15 protein-coding genes are annotated in these 15,192 nt (G+C 68.4%); 4 read left to right on the plus strand and 11 right to left on the minus strand.

Going from position 1 to position 15,192, the window contains the following annotated elements; all coding sequences use genetic code 11:
- The first annotated feature begins 31 nt into the window (after nt 1-31).
- Entirely contained in the window at nt 32-604 is a 573-nt protein-coding gene (locus tag OED01_RS12565) for a 2'-5' RNA ligase family protein (RefSeq protein WP_264155620.1), read from the plus strand.
- 23 nt (nt 605-627) lie between these two features.
- Here OED01_RS12565 and OED01_RS12570 read toward each other — a convergent pair whose 3' ends face one another.
- Together OED01_RS12570 and OED01_RS12575 are read right to left on the minus strand one after the other, a co-directional pair.
- Nucleotides 628-2,136, minus strand: coding sequence for a leucyl aminopeptidase (locus tag OED01_RS12570; RefSeq protein WP_264155621.1), 1,509 nt, complete (start codon nt 2,134-2,136; stop codon nt 628-630).
- Between the two features lie 31 nt (nt 2,137-2,167).
- The gene (locus tag OED01_RS12575; protein ID WP_264155622.1) at nt 2,168-3,829 is read right to left on the minus strand and encodes an AbgT family transporter; all 1,662 of its coding nucleotides are present in this window, start codon (nt 3,827-3,829) and stop codon (nt 2,168-2,170) included.
- A 91-nt stretch (nt 3,830-3,920) separates the two neighbouring features.
- Here OED01_RS12575 and OED01_RS12580 point away from each other — a divergent pair, with 91 nt between their 5' ends.
- The gene (locus OED01_RS12580; protein WP_413231585.1) at nt 3,921-5,483 is read left to right on the plus strand and encodes an SLC13 family permease; all 1,563 of its coding nucleotides are present in this window, start codon (nt 3,921-3,923) and stop codon (nt 5,481-5,483) included.
- Nucleotides 5,484-5,529: 46 nt separating this feature from the next.
- On the opposite strand, the gene ccsB is transcribed toward OED01_RS12580, so the two are convergent.
- From ccsB to OED01_RS12605, 5 genes are read right to left on the minus strand one after another with little or no spacing between them, the layout of a single operon-like run.
- On the minus strand, nt 5,530-6,510 hold the full coding sequence (gene ccsB, locus OED01_RS12585; RefSeq protein ID WP_264155624.1) for a c-type cytochrome biogenesis protein CcsB: 981 nt from the start codon (nt 6,508-6,510) through the stop codon (nt 5,530-5,532).
- A 9-nt stretch (nt 6,511-6,519) separates the two neighbouring features.
- The gene (gene resB, locus OED01_RS12590; protein ID WP_264155625.1) at nt 6,520-8,208 is read right to left on the minus strand and encodes a cytochrome c biogenesis protein ResB; all 1,689 of its coding nucleotides are present in this window, start codon (nt 8,206-8,208) and stop codon (nt 6,520-6,522) included.
- A 19-nt stretch (nt 8,209-8,227) separates the two neighbouring features.
- Nucleotides 8,228-9,001, minus strand: a complete 774-nt coding sequence (locus OED01_RS12595) for a cytochrome c biogenesis CcdA family protein (RefSeq protein ID WP_264155626.1) — start codon at nt 8,999-9,001, stop codon at nt 8,228-8,230.
- Nucleotides 8,998-9,645 (minus strand): TlpA family protein disulfide reductase, encoded by a 648-nt coding sequence (locus OED01_RS12600; protein ID WP_264155627.1) that lies wholly within the window; start codon nt 9,643-9,645, stop codon nt 8,998-9,000. The genes OED01_RS12595 and OED01_RS12600 overlap by 4 nt, the downstream gene beginning before the upstream one ends.
- Before the next feature lie 52 nt (nt 9,646-9,697).
- The gene (locus tag OED01_RS12605; RefSeq protein WP_264155628.1) at nt 9,698-10,102 is read right to left on the minus strand and encodes a MerR family transcriptional regulator; all 405 of its coding nucleotides are present in this window, start codon (nt 10,100-10,102) and stop codon (nt 9,698-9,700) included.
- A 52-nt stretch (nt 10,103-10,154) separates the two neighbouring features.
- Here OED01_RS12605 and OED01_RS12610 point away from each other — a divergent pair, with 52 nt between their 5' ends.
- The gene (locus OED01_RS12610) at nt 10,155-11,057 is read left to right on the plus strand and encodes an NAD(P)/FAD-dependent oxidoreductase (RefSeq protein WP_264155629.1); all 903 of its coding nucleotides are present in this window, start codon (nt 10,155-10,157) and stop codon (nt 11,055-11,057) included.
- A gap of 34 nt (nt 11,058-11,091) precedes the next feature.
- Here the strand turns inward: OED01_RS12610 and OED01_RS12615 are convergent, their stop codons facing one another.
- The 4 genes from OED01_RS12615 to OED01_RS12630 are packed head-to-tail and all read right to left on the minus strand — an operon-like array spanning nt 11,092 to nt 13,225.
- On the minus strand, nt 11,092-11,715 hold the full coding sequence (locus OED01_RS12615; protein WP_264155630.1) for a histidine phosphatase family protein: 624 nt from the start codon (nt 11,713-11,715) through the stop codon (nt 11,092-11,094).
- A gap of 4 nt (nt 11,716-11,719) precedes the next feature.
- On the minus strand, nt 11,720-12,085 hold the full coding sequence (locus OED01_RS12620; protein ID WP_264155631.1) for a DUF5684 domain-containing protein: 366 nt from the start codon (nt 12,083-12,085) through the stop codon (nt 11,720-11,722).
- Between the two features lie 29 nt (nt 12,086-12,114).
- Complete coding sequence (locus OED01_RS12625; RefSeq protein WP_264155632.1) at nt 12,115-12,411, minus strand: winged helix-turn-helix domain-containing protein; 297 nt, start codon at nt 12,409-12,411, stop codon at nt 12,115-12,117.
- Nucleotides 12,392-13,225, minus strand: coding sequence for a hypothetical protein (locus OED01_RS12630; RefSeq protein ID WP_264155633.1), 834 nt, complete (start codon nt 13,223-13,225; stop codon nt 12,392-12,394). The genes OED01_RS12625 and OED01_RS12630 overlap by 20 nt, the downstream gene beginning before the upstream one ends.
- A gap of 135 nt (nt 13,226-13,360) precedes the next feature.
- Here OED01_RS12630 and aspS point away from each other — a divergent pair, with 135 nt between their 5' ends.
- Nucleotides 13,361-15,142: an aspartate--tRNA ligase gene (aspS, locus tag OED01_RS12635; RefSeq protein WP_264155634.1), complete on the plus strand. Its 1,782-nt coding sequence runs from the start codon at nt 13,361-13,363 to the stop codon at nt 15,140-15,142.
- Nucleotides 15,143-15,192 lie beyond the last annotated feature (50 nt).

Below are 15,192 nucleotides of genomic sequence, written 5' to 3' on the forward strand. Positions count from 1 at the left end.
CCGATAAGCTCGATCGATGCGCCGTCCGTTCATGAGCACACCCGCCCAGCTCGCTTCGCTGGAGGGGCAGCAGTACCTCGTGCTGCGCCCCGGCGGGATCGTCGCGGACACCTACCGCGCCGTGCAGGCGCAGGCGCTCGACGACGTCCACGACACCGTGACCCATCCGCACACCGGCCACGTCACCCTGCGGGGCCTCTACGAGCCGGAACGGCGTCACCTCCTGCGCGATCTGATCCGCGAGTGGGCCGCCGACCAGCATCCGATCGAACTGACCGCAGAGGCGGTCGACGTCTTTCCCGCGCCGTGGCAGATCGTCATCCTCCGGCTCGCCCGCACGCCCGCACTCGTGAACGCGTACGCGAGTCTGACGACTGCGCTCGACGCCACGGACTTCCGCCGTCTCGGCGAGCTCTCCCTCGAGGAATGGACCTTCCACCTGTCAGTCGTCTACGGCCGCCATCTCGACGACGGCGCCTGGTCTGAGCTCGAACGCGCATCACTGCGCGACCTGCCCGCAGGCGTGACCGAGACGGTGTCCGAAGTCGAGTTCGTCTGGTACGAGAACGGTGCCGAGCACTCCGAGGTCATCCCGCTGGGGTGAACCGGCGGGACGACCTCACCCGATCACCGGTTCGCAGCGAACGATCGCGCCGATTCCAGCAGCAGCCGAGCACCGAATCCGGTGGCACCGGCCGACCGCCAGGAGTCGTCCTTCTCGGTCTGCATGGTTCCGGCGATATCGAGGTGCGCCCACGGTGTCGTCCCCACGAAGTGCGCGAGGAACAGTGCCGCCGTCGTGGCGCCGGCGAAGGGTCCCCCGAGGTTCGCGATGTCGGCGATGTCCGAGTCGAGCTGCTTGCGGTACTTCTTCTCCAGAGGCAGCTGCCAGACGGGCTCGTCTGTCGCCGCCGAGGCCGCGCGGACGAGGTCGACCATCGACTGATCGTTGCCGAAGACCGGTGCTGTCGCCGCCCCGAGCGACACGAGTGCCGCTCCGGTCAGGGTCGCGATGTCGATGATCGCGTCGACCCCCTCCTCGTTCGCGAGCACGAGGGCGTCGCTCATCACGAGCCGCCCCTCGGCGTCGGTGTTCTTGACCTCGATCGTGGTGCCGCCGCGCGCGGTGAGCACATCGCCGAGCTTGTACGCGGTGCCGGACGGCATGTTGTCCGTGCACATCAGCCACCCCGTCACCTTCGCGTCGCCACCCGCGTCGCGAAGCGCCGTGAAGGCGCCGAGCACGGCCGCGGCGCCGCCCATGTCCATCTTCATCAGCAGGTGCATCGGGTCGCTCGGCTTGAGGCTGATGCCGCCCGAGTCGTACATGATGCCCTTGCCGACGAGGCCGAGATGGCCGGACGGGTCGCCCGACGGCGTGTAGACGAGCTTGATCATGCGGGGTTCCTCGGTCGAGCCCTGATTGACCCCGAGCAGCCCGCCGCAGCCGAGATCGATGAGCGCCTGCCTGTCGAACAACTCGACCTCGAAGCCGAACCGTCCGCCGAGCTCGACCGCGATCTCACCCATATCGGTCGCGGTCAGATGCCCCGGCGGGGTGTTGGCCAGGTCGCGGGCGACGATCGTCGCGCGAGCGGACACGACGCCCTGCTCCACCGCATCCGTGGCATCGGCGGCACCCGGGACGTCGATCGTGAGCTCTGCGAGGTCGACGTGCGTGCTGACGTTCGACAGCACCGTGTAGCGGTACCTCGCGAGCAGCGCGCCTTCGACGAGAGCGCGGACCGCCTCCTCCGGTGCGATCGCGTTCGGCGCCTCCATCCGGATCGCGATCCGCGCCCGCCGGGTCGCGGTCCGGACGACGCCGGCAGCGGCGTCGCGCAGCACCGACGAGGAGACGTCGTCGCGGGGGCCGAGCCCCACGACGACGAGGTCGGGTGAGCCGTGCCGCGGCAGCAGCAGGGACGTTCCCGTATCTCCCGTGAATCCTGCATCCGTCAGGTCGTCACGCCCGAGACCGAGGCTCTCCGGCACATCGCCATCGCTGTGGACGCCGATGCCGATCGCCTCGGCATCCGATGACGATCCGAGCTCGACGCGCGTCGCGGCGAGCGCATCGAGGCCTGGGACGGTGCGGAAGTCAGCCGGGATCAGTTTGTTCGGGCTACGGGTCATGGTGGTGCTCCTTCGGTCGGATCGGAAAGCGTCAGCCGGCGATGTCCACCGGCGAGCCGGGCCCCCAGGGGATGCCGAGCAGGAACCAGACCACGTAGAGGGCGGTCCAGGCCAGCAGCATCCACACCGCGTACGGGATCATCAACGCGATGATCGTGCCGATGCCCGCATCCTTCTTGTAGCGCTGGGCGACCGTGACCATGAACGGCAGATAGACCATGAGCGGCGTCAGTACGTTCACCGGGGAGTCGCCGACGCGGTAGGCGGCCAGCAGCGTCTGCGGTGCGACGTCGAGCGAGGCGAAGATCGGGATGAACACCGGCGCGAAGATCACCCACTTGGGTACAAGGCCGGGAAGGATGAAGTCGAGGATCACGATCACGACGATGAACGCGAGCAGGAGCACGATCGCAGGAACGCTCGCCTGCTCGAGCAGCTCGGCTGCCGAGATGGCAGCCACGGTCGGCAGGTTCGTCCAGTTGAACAGGGCGATGAACTGCGCGATCATCAGGAACATCACCAGCAGTCCACCCAGCGTGCCGAAGGTCTTCGCGATCGCACCGACCGCGGCATCGCCTCCGCGCAGCGTCTTCGCGCCTGCCCCGTATGCGACGCCGCACACCAGGAACGCGAGCGAGATGATGAAGACGAGGCTCGCCATGAACGGCGTCGTCCCGATGATGTCGCCGGTCTCGGGATCGCGCAGCGGCGCCCCAGGGGGAAGCGTGAGCGCGAGGATCACGACGACGAATCCGAGCAGCGCCCAGAAGGAGAATTTCAGGCCCCTCGCCTCGGCGTCGTGATCGATGTCCTCCGCGTCATCGGCGATGGTCATCTCGGTGCGATCGTAGCCGCCCAGCCGCTTCTCGGTGACGAACATCGTCACCAGCAGCGCGACGGCGGTGAGCAGGAAGGTCGAAACGATCCCGAAGTAGAAGTTCTGGGTCACCTCGATCGGCTCCATACCGGCCGAGACGAGGACTTCGTTCGTGACCTCGGTGAGCATGCTGTCGCTCGGCGTGATGAGCAGGTTCGCGCCGAACGCCGCGCCGACTCCGGCGAACGCCGCGGCCAGTCCGGCCAGCGGATGCCGTCCGACGGTCAGGAACGCGGCGGCGGCGAGCGGGACGAGGATCAGGTAGCCGGCATCCGTCGCGACCGATGAGAGAACGCCGACGAAGATGAGGATCGCCGCGATCAGACGCCGCGGCGCCACCTTGACGACACGGCGGATGAGCGCTCCCATGAGCCCCGCGTGCTCGGCGACGCCGACGCCCGCCATCGCGATGAGCACGACGGCGACGACGCCGAAGCTCGCGAAGTTGTCGACGAAGGAGGAGAAGAAGAACCTGATGCCCTCGACGGAGATGAGGTTGCGCACCTCGAAGGTGCGCTCCTCGATCGTGTAGTCCGGAATCACCGCCGGCTGCCCCGTCGTGGTGTCGTACACCGTCCAGCCACCGCCGAACTGCTCGTTCAGCTGCGTGAGCTTGTCCTGCGGCCCCGGGATGACGACCTCGTCGGTGACCGAGACGCCGACCCACGCGAGGATCGCCGAGAGGACGGCGATGAGGCCGATCAGATAGACGAACATGATCGTCGGATTCGGCACCTTGTTGCCGACCTTCTCGATCCAGTTCAGGAATCCCTTGTTCGCCGTATCCGGGGCATTCGCCGCCGTCGCTTCAGACATGGCACTCATCCTGTCGATCCGGCGACGCCTCGTGCAAGCCTTTCGACGAAACAGGTGCGGCCGCGCGGCGCGCGGTCCTATGTTTGACGCAATGGACCCGATCATCGCCACCCTCGTGATCCTGCTGTGCGCAGTGATCGCGTTCGTGTCGAACCGGATTCCGCTCGGAGTGGTGGCGGTCGGAGTCTCGATCGCGCTCTACCTGACCGGTGTATTGGACCTGAACAGCGCCCTGGCCGGGTTCGGGGATCCGACCGTGCTGTTCATCGCCGCCCTGTTCGTGGTGAGCGAGGCGCTGGAGTCGACCGGGATCGTCGCGTGGGCCGGTCAGGAGGTGATCGCCCGCACCGGGACGAGTCGGCGACCGCTGCTGCTGACGATCGGTCTGCTCACCGCGGCGCTCACGGCCGTCATCAGCGTCAACGGCTCCGTCGCTGCCCTCCTGCCGCTCGTGGTCGTCGTCGCCGCGCGCGCCGGCATCCGACCGTCGCAGATGCTGATGCCGCTCGCGTTCTCCGCCCACGCCGGCTCCCTGCTCGCCCTCACCGGAACTCCGCTGAACATCATCGTCTCCGGACTGGCGGACGACAACGGCGGTCGCGAGTTCGGTTTCTTCGAGTTCGCCCTCGCCGGACTCCCGCTCGTCGTCGGCACGCTGGCGATCATCCTGCTGTTCGGTTCACGACTGCTCCCCGATCGCACCCCGGCGTCCGCGCCCGTCGACCTGGAGCAGCTGGCGTCGGCGCTTCGCGCGGACTACGCGATCTCGCCCGACCGTGAGCTGATGTCGCGCTCACGGGGGGTGGCCGAAGTGGTGGTTCCGCCGCGCTCCTCGCTGATCGGGCTGCATGTCTTCCCCGGCATGACGACGCCGAGCGGAGACCTCGTGGTGCTGGGCGTCCGCCGCGGCACCGAGGCCCTGGACGAATCGGGAACGGACCTGCGAGCCGGTGACGCCCTGCTGCTCGACGGTTCCTGGGACGACCTGCAGCGGCACACCGCGCAACGCGACGAGGTGCTCGTGGTCGAGGCTCCGCTGACCTTGCGGCGCTCGGTGCCGCTCGGAGTCGGCGCCAAGCGCACGATCGTGATCCTCGCGGCGATGATCGTCCTGCTCGCGACGGGCATCGTTCCCGCGGCCATCGCCGGGCTGCTCGCCGCCGGCGCACTGATCCTCACCCGCGTCGTGTCGATGACCCGCGCGTATCACGCGATCTCGTGGACGACCGTGATCCTCGTCGCCGGCATGATCCCGATGTCGACCGCGTTCCAGGAGACCGGTACGGCGCAGCTCATCGCGGATGCTCTGCAGAACGTGCTCGGCGACTCGGGGCCGCAGGTCGCCGTCGCGGTGGTCGTGCTGATCACGCTGATCCTCGGTCAGCTCATCAGCAACACCGCGACCGTCCTCATCGTCGCTCCCGTCGCGATCGCCATGGCCGGTGCGATGGAGGTCTCCGTGATGCCCTTCATGATGGCGCTCACGGTCGCCGGCGCCGCGGCGCTCCTGACGCCCGTGGCGACGCCCGCGAACCTCATGGTCATGGAGCCCGGGGGCTATCGCTTCGGCGATTACGCACGCCTCGGCCTGCCGCTGATGGCGCTGTACTTCGTCGTCGCGGTGTTCTACGTGCCGCTGATCTGGCCGTTCTAGGTCCTTTGGCGTCGAGCGATCCCCGCTCGGTGAGCGGGAGCGTTCCTCAGCTCAGGCCGGAGTACGCGTGCAGGCCCTTGAAGAAGACGTTCACGATCGTGAAGTTGAAGATCACCGCGGCGAAGCCGACGATCGACAGCCAGGCCGACGGGCTTCCGCGCCATCCGCGGGTCGCGCGGGCGTGGATGTAGCCGGCGTAGAGCACCCAGATGATGAACGTCCAGGTCTCCTTGACGTCGAAGCCCCAGTAGCGGCCCCAGGCATCCTGGGCCCAGATGGCACCGGCGATGAGGGTGAACGTCCAGAGGATGAAGCCGATGATCGCGAACCGGTAGGCCAGCGCCTCCAGGCGCTCCGCCGTGGGCAGGGTCGAGAGGAAGCGCGGACCGGTCTTCTCCGCCTGCTCCACGATCCTGCGCTCGCGCCGAGCCTGCAGCAGCTGCAGCACCGAGAGCGAGCAGGCCAGCGCCAGGAAGGCGGTGGCGAGCGAGGCGACGAACACGTGGATGACGAGCCACACGCTCTTGAGCGGGTCCATCAGCGGCACGACCTCGACGTAGAAATTCGTTGCCGCCAGGCCCAGCAGCACGACGACGAGTCCGATGATGAACGTGCCGAGATAACGGAGATCGATCCGCGTGAGCACGATGAGATACACCAGGACGATCAGTGCCGTGCCGATCATCGCGAACTCGTACAGGTTCGCCCACGGCACGCGCGACGCCGCGATGCCGCGCATGACCAGGGCCGCGACGTGGAACAGGAACGCGAGGACGGTCAGTGCCGTCCCGATGCGCGCCATGACGTTGCGCGGCTTCTTGGGCGCCCCGGAGCCGGATGCTGCGGCCGCAGCGCCTGCGGATCCGCCGCCTCCCGCGTGCACGAGCTCCCGCTCCTGCACCGCGGCCGCACCGGCCGACGACCGGGCGGCGAGGTCGAAGGCGTACGCGACGAACGCCGCAGCGTAGATCGCGATGGCTGTCCAGATGCACAGCAGCGAGTAGTCGTCGAGCGCCAGCGCTTCCATGGTGTCAGTCTACTTTCGGGTGTCGTTACGGGAATCGTCGAGCAGTCGTTCGTGCCCGGCGGCGAGATCTGCGACGGCCTTCGCGATCGTCGGGTCCTCACCGCGGGCGAGTCCTGCGTACTCCAAGTGGACCGCGCCGTCTGCGGCGGTCGCCTTGACCCACATGCGTCGCCGGGGCACGAACAGCGCGAGTCCGAGTCCGCCGAGCGCGAGCAGCGCGAACACGAGCACCCACACGGCGGAGGCGTCGTGGTGGATCTGCAGCGACGCGAACCGCTTGACCGACTGCGTGAAGTCGCCTTCGGCCGTTCCCTCCGGTGACTCGTCCTCGAAAGTCACTGTGCCGAGCCCGTTCGGCAGATCGGCGGTCTCTCCCGGCATGAGCTCGAGCGATGCGACGCCCGAGTCGCCGCCGGCGATCTCGGTGAGGTCCGTCGTGTCGAGCGTGTACACCGATCGCGGCGTCCCGTCATCGATGCCGAGGTCGCCCTGATAGACCCGCAGCGTCAGCAGCGGCGCGTAGGTGTCGCCGTAGATCGAGGTCAGGGCGCCGGAATCGAGTTCCCCCTGCGTCGGGTAGAAGAATCCGAGCATGCCCAGCTGCTCCGGCATCCCATCCGTCACCTTCACCACGCCGAGCGAGGTCATGTTGGTGTCCTGCGGCAGGAACTCGACTGAGTCGCGGAACACGACGGTGCCGTCCTGGTCGCGGACCGTGATCGTCGGCGCGTACCCGTTGCCGAGCAGGTAGATCTTGTCGCCGGAGACCTCCAGCGGATGGTTCACCCGCACGGAGCCGTCCCATTCGGAGCCGTCGGCGTCGCGCACGGACACGTTGGCGGAGAAGTCGCCCGCCTGCCCCGAGGCGTTGGAGCCGAACTCCTGGTAGGTGACGTCGAAGGAATCCAGAGTCATCGCGTACGGCGTCAGGGCCTCGTCGCCGACGAAGCGACCACGGTTCATCGAGTTGTAGTCGACGAGCGAGTTGACGAACGTCTCCCCCTCGACGACGACCTTCTGCCCGGTGTAGGCGAACCCGCCGCCGACGCCGACCGTGATGAGAACGCCGACCAGCGCCAGGTGGAACAGCAGGTTGCCGGTCTCGCGCCAGTAGCCGCGCTCGGCGGAGACGGAGAAGGTCTTTCCGGAGTCGTACCGCTCGACGCGGTATCCGAGCGCCTTGAGCTGCTTCTGGGCGACGTCGGCTGCACGGGATGCCTCGGCTTCCGCATCGGCCCCCTCGGCGACGTCACGGTCCACCTCGGTATGGTCGGCCAGGCGCTTCAGCCGCGCGGGCGTGCGCGGCGGCCGGGTGCCCAACGCCTTCGCGTGGTGCTTGATGCGCGGAATGACGCAGCCGACGAGGGAGGTGAACAGCAGCAGGTAGATCGCCGAGAACCACGGCGACAGGTACACGTCGAACATGCTCATCGCGTCGAGCACGGGGAACAGATCGGGGTTGTCTGCCTCCCACTGCGTCACACCGTTGGGGTCGGCCATGCGCTGCGGGAACACGGACCCGGGGATCGCGGCGATCGCGAGGATCAACAGGAGCACGAGCGCCGTGCGCATCGAGGTCAGCTGACGCCAGCCCCACCGCAGCCAGCCGACCAGGCCGAGCTTGGGCTGGTTGACGGCGGAGTCGTCGCCGTCGATGTGGTCGGAGGGGCGCAACGGATCTGCGGACTCGGAGCTCACGGCATCCTTCTTGGTCGAACTAGAGCGGGAGGTAGACACTGCCCATCACCGCCTGCAGCCGCGCCATGATGGTCGTCCAGACGCCCGTCACCATGAGGATGCCGAGGCCGATGAGCATCGCGCCGCCGATGATGTTGAGGGTGCGGATGTGTCGGCGGAGGAAGCCGATCGTGCGGGTCGCCCATCCGAATCCGAGTGCCGCGAGCAGGAACGGGATGCCGAGGCCGATCGAGTACGCGATGCCGAGGAACCCGGCGCGCACCGGGTCGCCGACGTTGATCGACAGCGCAACGATGGCGGCGAGCGTCGGGCCCATGCAGGGTGCCCAGCCGATGCCCAACGCGATACCCAGCAAAGGGGCGCCGATCACGCCGGCCTTGGAGTCGACGTGGAGGCGCCACTCGCGCTGCGCGAACCCGAACAGACCGAGGAAAACCAGTCCCATCAGGATGATCACCACGCCGAGGATGCGGGTGATCAGGTCGCCCCACTGGAGGAAGAAGATGCCCGCGGCGCCGCCGAGCACGGTGAACGCGACGAAGACGACAGTGAAGCCGAGGATGAACAGCAGCACGCCCAGCACGAGCCGTCCGCGAGTGGCCGTGGCCGTCGCGGTCGTACCCGTCGCGGATGGTGAGGAACCCCGCGCGGGAACCGCGGCGCCGAGGAACCCGAGGTAGCCGGGCACGAGCGGCAGCACGCACGGCGAGAGGAAGGAGACGAGCCCGGCGAGCATCGCCACCGGGATGGCGAGCAGCAGGCTGCCGTCGCCGATCAGCGCCTGGATGTTCACGCGCTCTCCGCGAGCGCGTCCTTGACCAGGGTCTCCAGGATCGATGCGCTCTCGAGCTGACCGATGATGCGGGCGGCGACACGGCCCTGCTTGTCGAGCACGAGCGTCGTCGGAGTCGCCTGGATCGGCGTCGCACCGGCGAACGCCAGCTTCGCCTGGCCGGTCTTCGCATCCATCAGGCTGGGGTACGTGACGCCGTACGTCTCGGCGAACGCCTTGGCCGTGTCGGCCTCGTCGAACGTGTTGACGCCGACGAACGAGACGCCCTCCTCCTGGTACTCCTGCCAGACGGATTCGAGCTCAGGCGCTTCCACGCGGCAGGGCGCGCACCCCGCGTACCAGAAGTTGACGACGGCCACGTCGCCGGCGATGTCCGCGCTGTCGAACGTCGCGCCGTCCTCGGTCACTCCGCCGTACTCGACCGGTTCGCCGCGGTCGTCCGGAGCGATCTCGACGACGGTGAACCCGTCGGCGGCGATGTAGCCCTTGTCCTCGCCGTTCAGGTACTGCTCGGCGACGGGGTCGGGGGCGCAGGCCGTGAGACCGACGGCGAGCACCGCGGCGAGCGCGGCTCCGAGCATTCCCCGCGAACGGGAACGGGAGGTCTGGCCGGCGCGGTCGGAGAGAACCGTGTGATCGGGCACGGCCCCAGTCTACGTGGCGGATTCTATGGGTACTCTGAGCCTTCTGCCAGTGTCAGAACCGCGCCAGGACGTCCTCGACTCCCGCGCGGAACCGCGGACAGGTGGTGATGTCGTGGGCGCTGCAGCGCAGCGCGTGCTCGGTCATCTCCCGCGACCGGCGCATCTCCTCCATGCGTCGATCCAGGTCGTCCAGATGGGCGTGCAGGACCTCGTGCCGGCCGGAGCGTCCGTCGTCCAGCAGCACCCCGATCTGCTCGAGGGTCATGCCCGCCGCCTTGCTGCGCTGGATCACCGCGATGCGCACGATGTCGTCCTCGCCGTAGCGGCGCCGGTCGGCGTCGTCGCGATCCGGTCGGAGGAGCCCGACGCTCTCCCAGTGACGAAGGACGTTCGTGGGCAGATCGAAGCGCTCCGCGACCTCGCCGACGGACCAGGGACGGGAAGGACTTGACTTCATGTTGACATGAAGTCACAGACTGATCCCGAACGCAACCTCAGGAGGATCTCTCATGTACGACGTCATCGTGATCGGCGCAGGTCCCGCGGGCCTGCAGGCGGCTCTGACCCTGGGTCGGATGCATCGCTCCACGCTCGTGCTGGACTCGGGCGAGTACCGCAACGGACCGGTGTCGCATATGCACAACGTCGTCGCGAACGACGGGACGCCGCCCGCCGAGTTCCGCGCGACCGCCAGGGAGCAGTTGGCGGCCTACGGCGACGTCGAGCTGAGGAATGCCGCGGCGACGCGCATCACCGGCGAGCGCGACGACTTCACGGTCGAGCTCGCCGGCGGCGCGTCGGAGCGCGCACGCCGGGTCGTGCTGGCGACCGGTGTCGCGGATGACCTGCCCCCGGTCCCCGGTCTCGACGAGCTCTGGGGCCGTGGCGCATACAACTGCCCCTTCTGCGACGGGCACGAGTTCAGCGGTGCCCGCATCGGCATCCTCGGCGCCGCGGAGCGCACAGAGCACCTCATCGGCCTGCTGGGACGCATCGCGAGTGAGATCGTCGTCTTCCCGCTCGATGGCGCGGCCGACCAGGACGTCGCTTCCCGGCTGGCGGGCGCCGGAGCGTCAGTGCACTCCGCGAAGGTCGACGGCGTCGGGCAGACGGATGCGGGGATCGCCGTCCGCACCGCCGACGGCGAGATCACCGTCGGCGGACTCTTCGTCGCCGCAGGCTCCGTCCACCAGCGCGCGCCGTTCGCCGAACAGCTCGGCCTTCGGATGCTGCCGTCCGGTGCGATCGAGGTCGACGAGTTCGGCTGCACTTCGCTCCCCGGCATCAGCGCCGCCGGAGACCTCGCCCACCGGGCCGCGCTGCCGGGGATCATGGCGTCCGTCGTCATGGCGGCCGCGGCCGGTCAGCTGGCAGCCGTCGGCGTCGTCAGAGAGCTCATGCCGGCGCAGTGAGGGCAGGTGCGTGGACCTCGGCGTCCGCCGGTTCTCAGACGGCGCCGAGGTCGACGCCGCCGGCGGCCGGTTCCGCGTAGCCAACCTCACGCCAGACGTCTCCGACGCGCTCGAACGAGGTCACACTCGAGAGGGCGCAGCGACGCGTGCGCGGATCGTGTCGGAGCGGGAGCCCCGCGACCGACAGGTGGGTGATCCAGATCGGCGCCTGGTGCGAGACGAAGACGATGTCCCCGGCATCCGTGGCGTGCCAGGCGTCGTCCATCGCCTGACGCATCCGCTCGGCAATGGAGAGATACGCCTCGCCCCAGCTGGGCGTCGAGGGGCGACGCAGGTGCCACCAGTTGCGGGGGTCGCGCAGCGCCCGGCGCATCCGGGTTCCTTCGAAGACGTTGGTGGGTTCGATGATCCGCTCGTCCTGTTCGGCCGGGATGCCGGTCATCTCGGCGAACGGCTCGGCCGACTCGCGGGCGCGCTGCAGCGGCGAGCAGCGCAGGGCGGCCACGGGGTGGTCGAGGCCGACGACGTACTCCGCCGCGGCGCGGGCCATGGCGCGTCCCGCCTCGCTCAGGCGGAAGTTCGGCAGTCGCCCGTAGAGCACGCGGTCGGGATTGTGCACCTCGCCGTGACGGACGAGGTGCAGGCGTTCGGCCGGCACCCGGTCAGACCTTCCGGTACTCGGCGGATCCGAACCCGATGATGAGGTGTCCGATGAAGGGGAAAAGCCAGAGCAGGAAGAACGAGAAGACCCCGCCCTTGCCGAAGTTCGCACCCTCCTTGATCGCCACCACGATCGCGAAGACGAAGTTCACGACCGGGATCAGGTACAGCAGCGCGAGCCACCCGGACATGCCGGCGATCTTCACCAGGAAGACCCAGTTGACGATCGGGATCAGCGCGAGGATGCCGGGGTAGCCGGCCTTGGCGAACACCTTCCACATCGTCACCGCGTACAGCACGTAGAGGATGATGCCCGTCAGCACCGAACCGGTCGAGAAGAGCTGCTCGGTGATCAGATTCGAGTCCATGGCCGCGAGTCTAGCGAGAGCCGTGTCCGTCACGCCTGGCCGGTGATCGCCCGCAGGGCTGCGACGTGACGGTCGAGCGCGCGCCGGCCCTTGAGCGTCGAGCGCACCCAGGTCCGAGGGCGGGCGCCGACATAGCCCTTGGTGACCTTCACGTAGCCGAGCCTCTCCAGGTGCGAGATGCCCTTGCTCAGCGCCGAGTCGTCGGACTCGATCAGGTCCCGCAGGCTCGCGAAATCGAGCTCGACATCGCCGCCGAGCGCAGCCATGACCGAGAGGCGCACCGGTGTGAGCAGCGCCTCGTCGAGATCATGCCGCGGATGCGCCACGGCGGGGTCCGGGGAGGAAGGCGGAGAGGATAAGGGATGCCGCGACGAGGGCGCCGGCGCCGGCGGCGATGCCGGGGGTGATGGCATCGGTCGCGACGATGAGCACGGAGAGCAGGAACATGATCGTCGACGCTATGCCGAAGGCGATCCACTGGGGGAACCTCCACTCGTAGCCGACGTTGGCGAAGCCCCACGGCTCATGTCTGACAGCCAGGGCGATCACGACGATAATCATGCCGAGCAAGATCACGAGCCAGCCGATCGCCGGTACGAACACGACCGCGCAGACCAGCCCGAAGAAGACTCCGAGGAATGCCGTAGTCAGGCGGACAGGAAGGGACAGAGCGATCGCTCGGCCCTTCGTGCGCCCATCCGATTCCGCAGCGGTGCGCAGAATGACGATGAGCGGGCGGACACCGAACGCCACCAGTGCCATGAGCGCGAGCACGAGAGCGACCCACCACGGGTAGCCGCCGACCGTGCCAGCGGAGCTCTCGGAGACGATGCCCCAGGCGACGGTGCCGACGAAGCTCAGGGCGAAGAGAATAACCGCGATCCAGTCTGCCCGGGCCAGAAGAACGCGTCTACCGAACCGCTCGTTCGCACCGCTCACGAGAGCGGACGAGATGATCACCGGCGGCAGGATGAGAGTCGCCGTCATCCCGCCGAAGGCCTGCGCGCCGCCCTCCGCGGAGCCTGCGAACGCGAACACGCCGATATAGCCGGCGAAGAACACGGCGTACGCCAGCTGCAGCACGGCGTGCGCCCGCGGCATCCGCACTGCTCGTGCCCGCAGATCGGCGATGCGGTCCAACGCACCAGTCTCCGAATCACTTTCCATCTGGAAAGTATCTGCCAGATGCCAAGCGTCCGCAACCCGTCCGCCGGCGCTTCCCGCGCGCGCCCGTAGAATGGCCAGGTTCCCTTTTCCGAACTGGAGGAATCTTCCGTGCTTCGCACTCACACGACCGGCTCCCTGCGAGCCGAGCACATCGGTCAGACCGTCACCCTCACGGGTTGGGTCGATCGTCGTCGTGATCACGGAGGAGTCGCGTTCATCGATCTCCGCGATGCGTCAGGCATCGCCCAGGTGGTCATCCGCGACGAGGCGATCGCGCACCCGCTGCGCAGCGAGTTCGTCCTGAAGGTCACCGGCACCGTGTCGGCGCGACCGGCCGGCAACGAGAACCCGAACCTGCCCACAGGCGAGATCGAGGTCATCGCGTCCGAAGTCGTCGTGCTCAACGAGTCCGCTCCCCTCCCGTTCCAGGTGTCCACCGGCCTCGAGGGCGGCGACCCGATCGGCGAGGACGTGCGGTTCAAGCATCGCTACCTGGACCTGCGTCGCCCGTCGTCGGCATCCGCTCTTCGCCTGCGCTCCGACGTGAACAAGGCGATCCGCGACGTGCTGCACGCGCGCGACTTCCTCGAGGTCGAGACCCCGACGCTCACGAAGTCGACCCCGGAGGGTGCCCGCGACTTCGTCGTGCCCGCCCGCCTGCACCCCGGCAGCTGGTACGCGCTGCCGCAGTCCCCGCAGCTGTTCAAGCAGCTGCTCATGGTCGGCGGCGTCGAGAAGTACTACCAGATGGCCCGCTGCTACCGCGATGAGGACTTCCGCGCCGACCGTCAGCCCGAGTTCACGCAGCTGGACATCGAGATGGCGTTCGTCGACCAGGAAGACGTCATCGCCTTGATGGAGGAGCTCATCCCCGCGATGTGGGCGACCATCGGCGTCGAGGTGCAGACCCCGCTTCCGCGCATCACGTACGCCGACGCCATGGCGAAGTACGGTTCGGACAAGCCCGACCTGCGCTTCGGCCTGGAGCTCGTCGAGGCGACGGAGTACTTCGCGGACACCCCGTTCCGCGTGTTCCAGTCGGACTACGTCGGTGCCGTGGTCATGCCCGGTGGCGCGTCGCAGCCGCGCAAGGTGCTGGATGCCTGGCAGGAATGGGCGAAGCAGCGCGGCGCGCGCGGCCTCGCGTACGTCCTGTTCAACGAGGACGGCACGCTGGGCGGCCCCGTGGCCAAGAACCTGTCCGAGGCGGAGCAGGCCGGGCTCGCCGAGCTCGTGGGAGCTGCCCCCGGAGACTGCGCGTTCTTCGCCGCCGGATCGGCGAAGGACGGCCGCGCTCTGCTCGGTGCCGCGCGCGTCGAGATCGGCCGCCGTCTCGGTCTGCTCGACCCCGACACGTTCGCCTTCACCTGGGTCGTCGACGCTCCGATGTTCGAGCCGGCAGCCGATGCCGTGGCATCCGGTGACGTCGCCGTCGGAGCCGGAGCCTGGACGGCCGTCCACCACGCGTTCACCGGCCCGAAGCCCGAGTTCGCGGACACCTTCGACACCGACCCCGGCTCCGCCCTCGCCTACGCGTACGACATCGTCTGCAACGGCTCCGAGCTGGGCGGCGGCTCGATCCGCATCCACCGCGAGGACGTCCAGAAGCGGGTGTTCGAGGTCATGGGCATCAGCGACGAGGTCGCCGACGAGCAGTTCGGCTTCCTGCTGGACGCGTTCAAGTTCGGCGCTCCCCCGCACGGCGGGATCGCGCTCGGCATGGACCGCGTGCTGCAGCACCTGACCAAGACCGAATCGATCCGCGAGGTCATCGCGTTCCCGAAGACCGGCAACGGCTTCGACCCGCTGACCTCTGCTCCGGCGCCCATCACCGACCAGCAGCGCGCCGAGGCCGGCGTCGACTTCGTCCCGGAGGATGCCGAGGCCTGACCCGCCCCGCCCTGGCGAGGCCCCGTCCTGGCGAGGCCCCGTCCTGCTTG

The sequence above is a fragment of the Microbacterium sp. M28 genome, from assembly GCF_025836995.1.
Classification (GTDB): domain Bacteria; phylum Actinomycetota; class Actinomycetes; order Actinomycetales; family Microbacteriaceae; genus Microbacterium.

What these genes read in the sequence shown, in the direction of transcription:
- OED01_RS12565 (WP_264155620.1), top strand. Translation starts at nt 32, where the DNA reads ATGAGCACACCCGCCCAGCTCGCTTCGCTGGAGGGGCAGCAGTACCTC.
- OED01_RS12570 (WP_264155621.1), bottom strand. Translation starts at nt 2,136, where the DNA reads ATGACCCGTAGCCCGAACAAACTGATCCCGGCTGACTTCCGCACCGTC.
- OED01_RS12575 (WP_264155622.1), bottom strand. Translation starts at nt 3,829, where the DNA reads ATGTCTGAAGCGACGGCGGCGAATGCCCCGGATACGGCGAACAAGGGA.
- OED01_RS12580 (WP_413231585.1), top strand. Translation starts at nt 3,921, where the DNA reads ATGGACCCGATCATCGCCACCCTCGTGATCCTGCTGTGCGCAGTGATC.
- ccsB (WP_264155624.1), bottom strand. Translation starts at nt 6,510, where the DNA reads ATGGAAGCGCTGGCGCTCGACGACTACTCGCTGCTGTGCATCTGGACA.
- OED01_RS12605 (WP_264155628.1), bottom strand. Translation starts at nt 10,102, where the DNA reads ATGAAGTCAAGTCCTTCCCGTCCCTGGTCCGTCGGCGAGGTCGCGGAG.
- OED01_RS12610 (WP_264155629.1), top strand. Translation starts at nt 10,155, where the DNA reads ATGTACGACGTCATCGTGATCGGCGCAGGTCCCGCGGGCCTGCAGGCG.
- OED01_RS12620 (WP_264155631.1), bottom strand. Translation starts at nt 12,085, where the DNA reads ATGGACTCGAATCTGATCACCGAGCAGCTCTTCTCGACCGGTTCGGTG.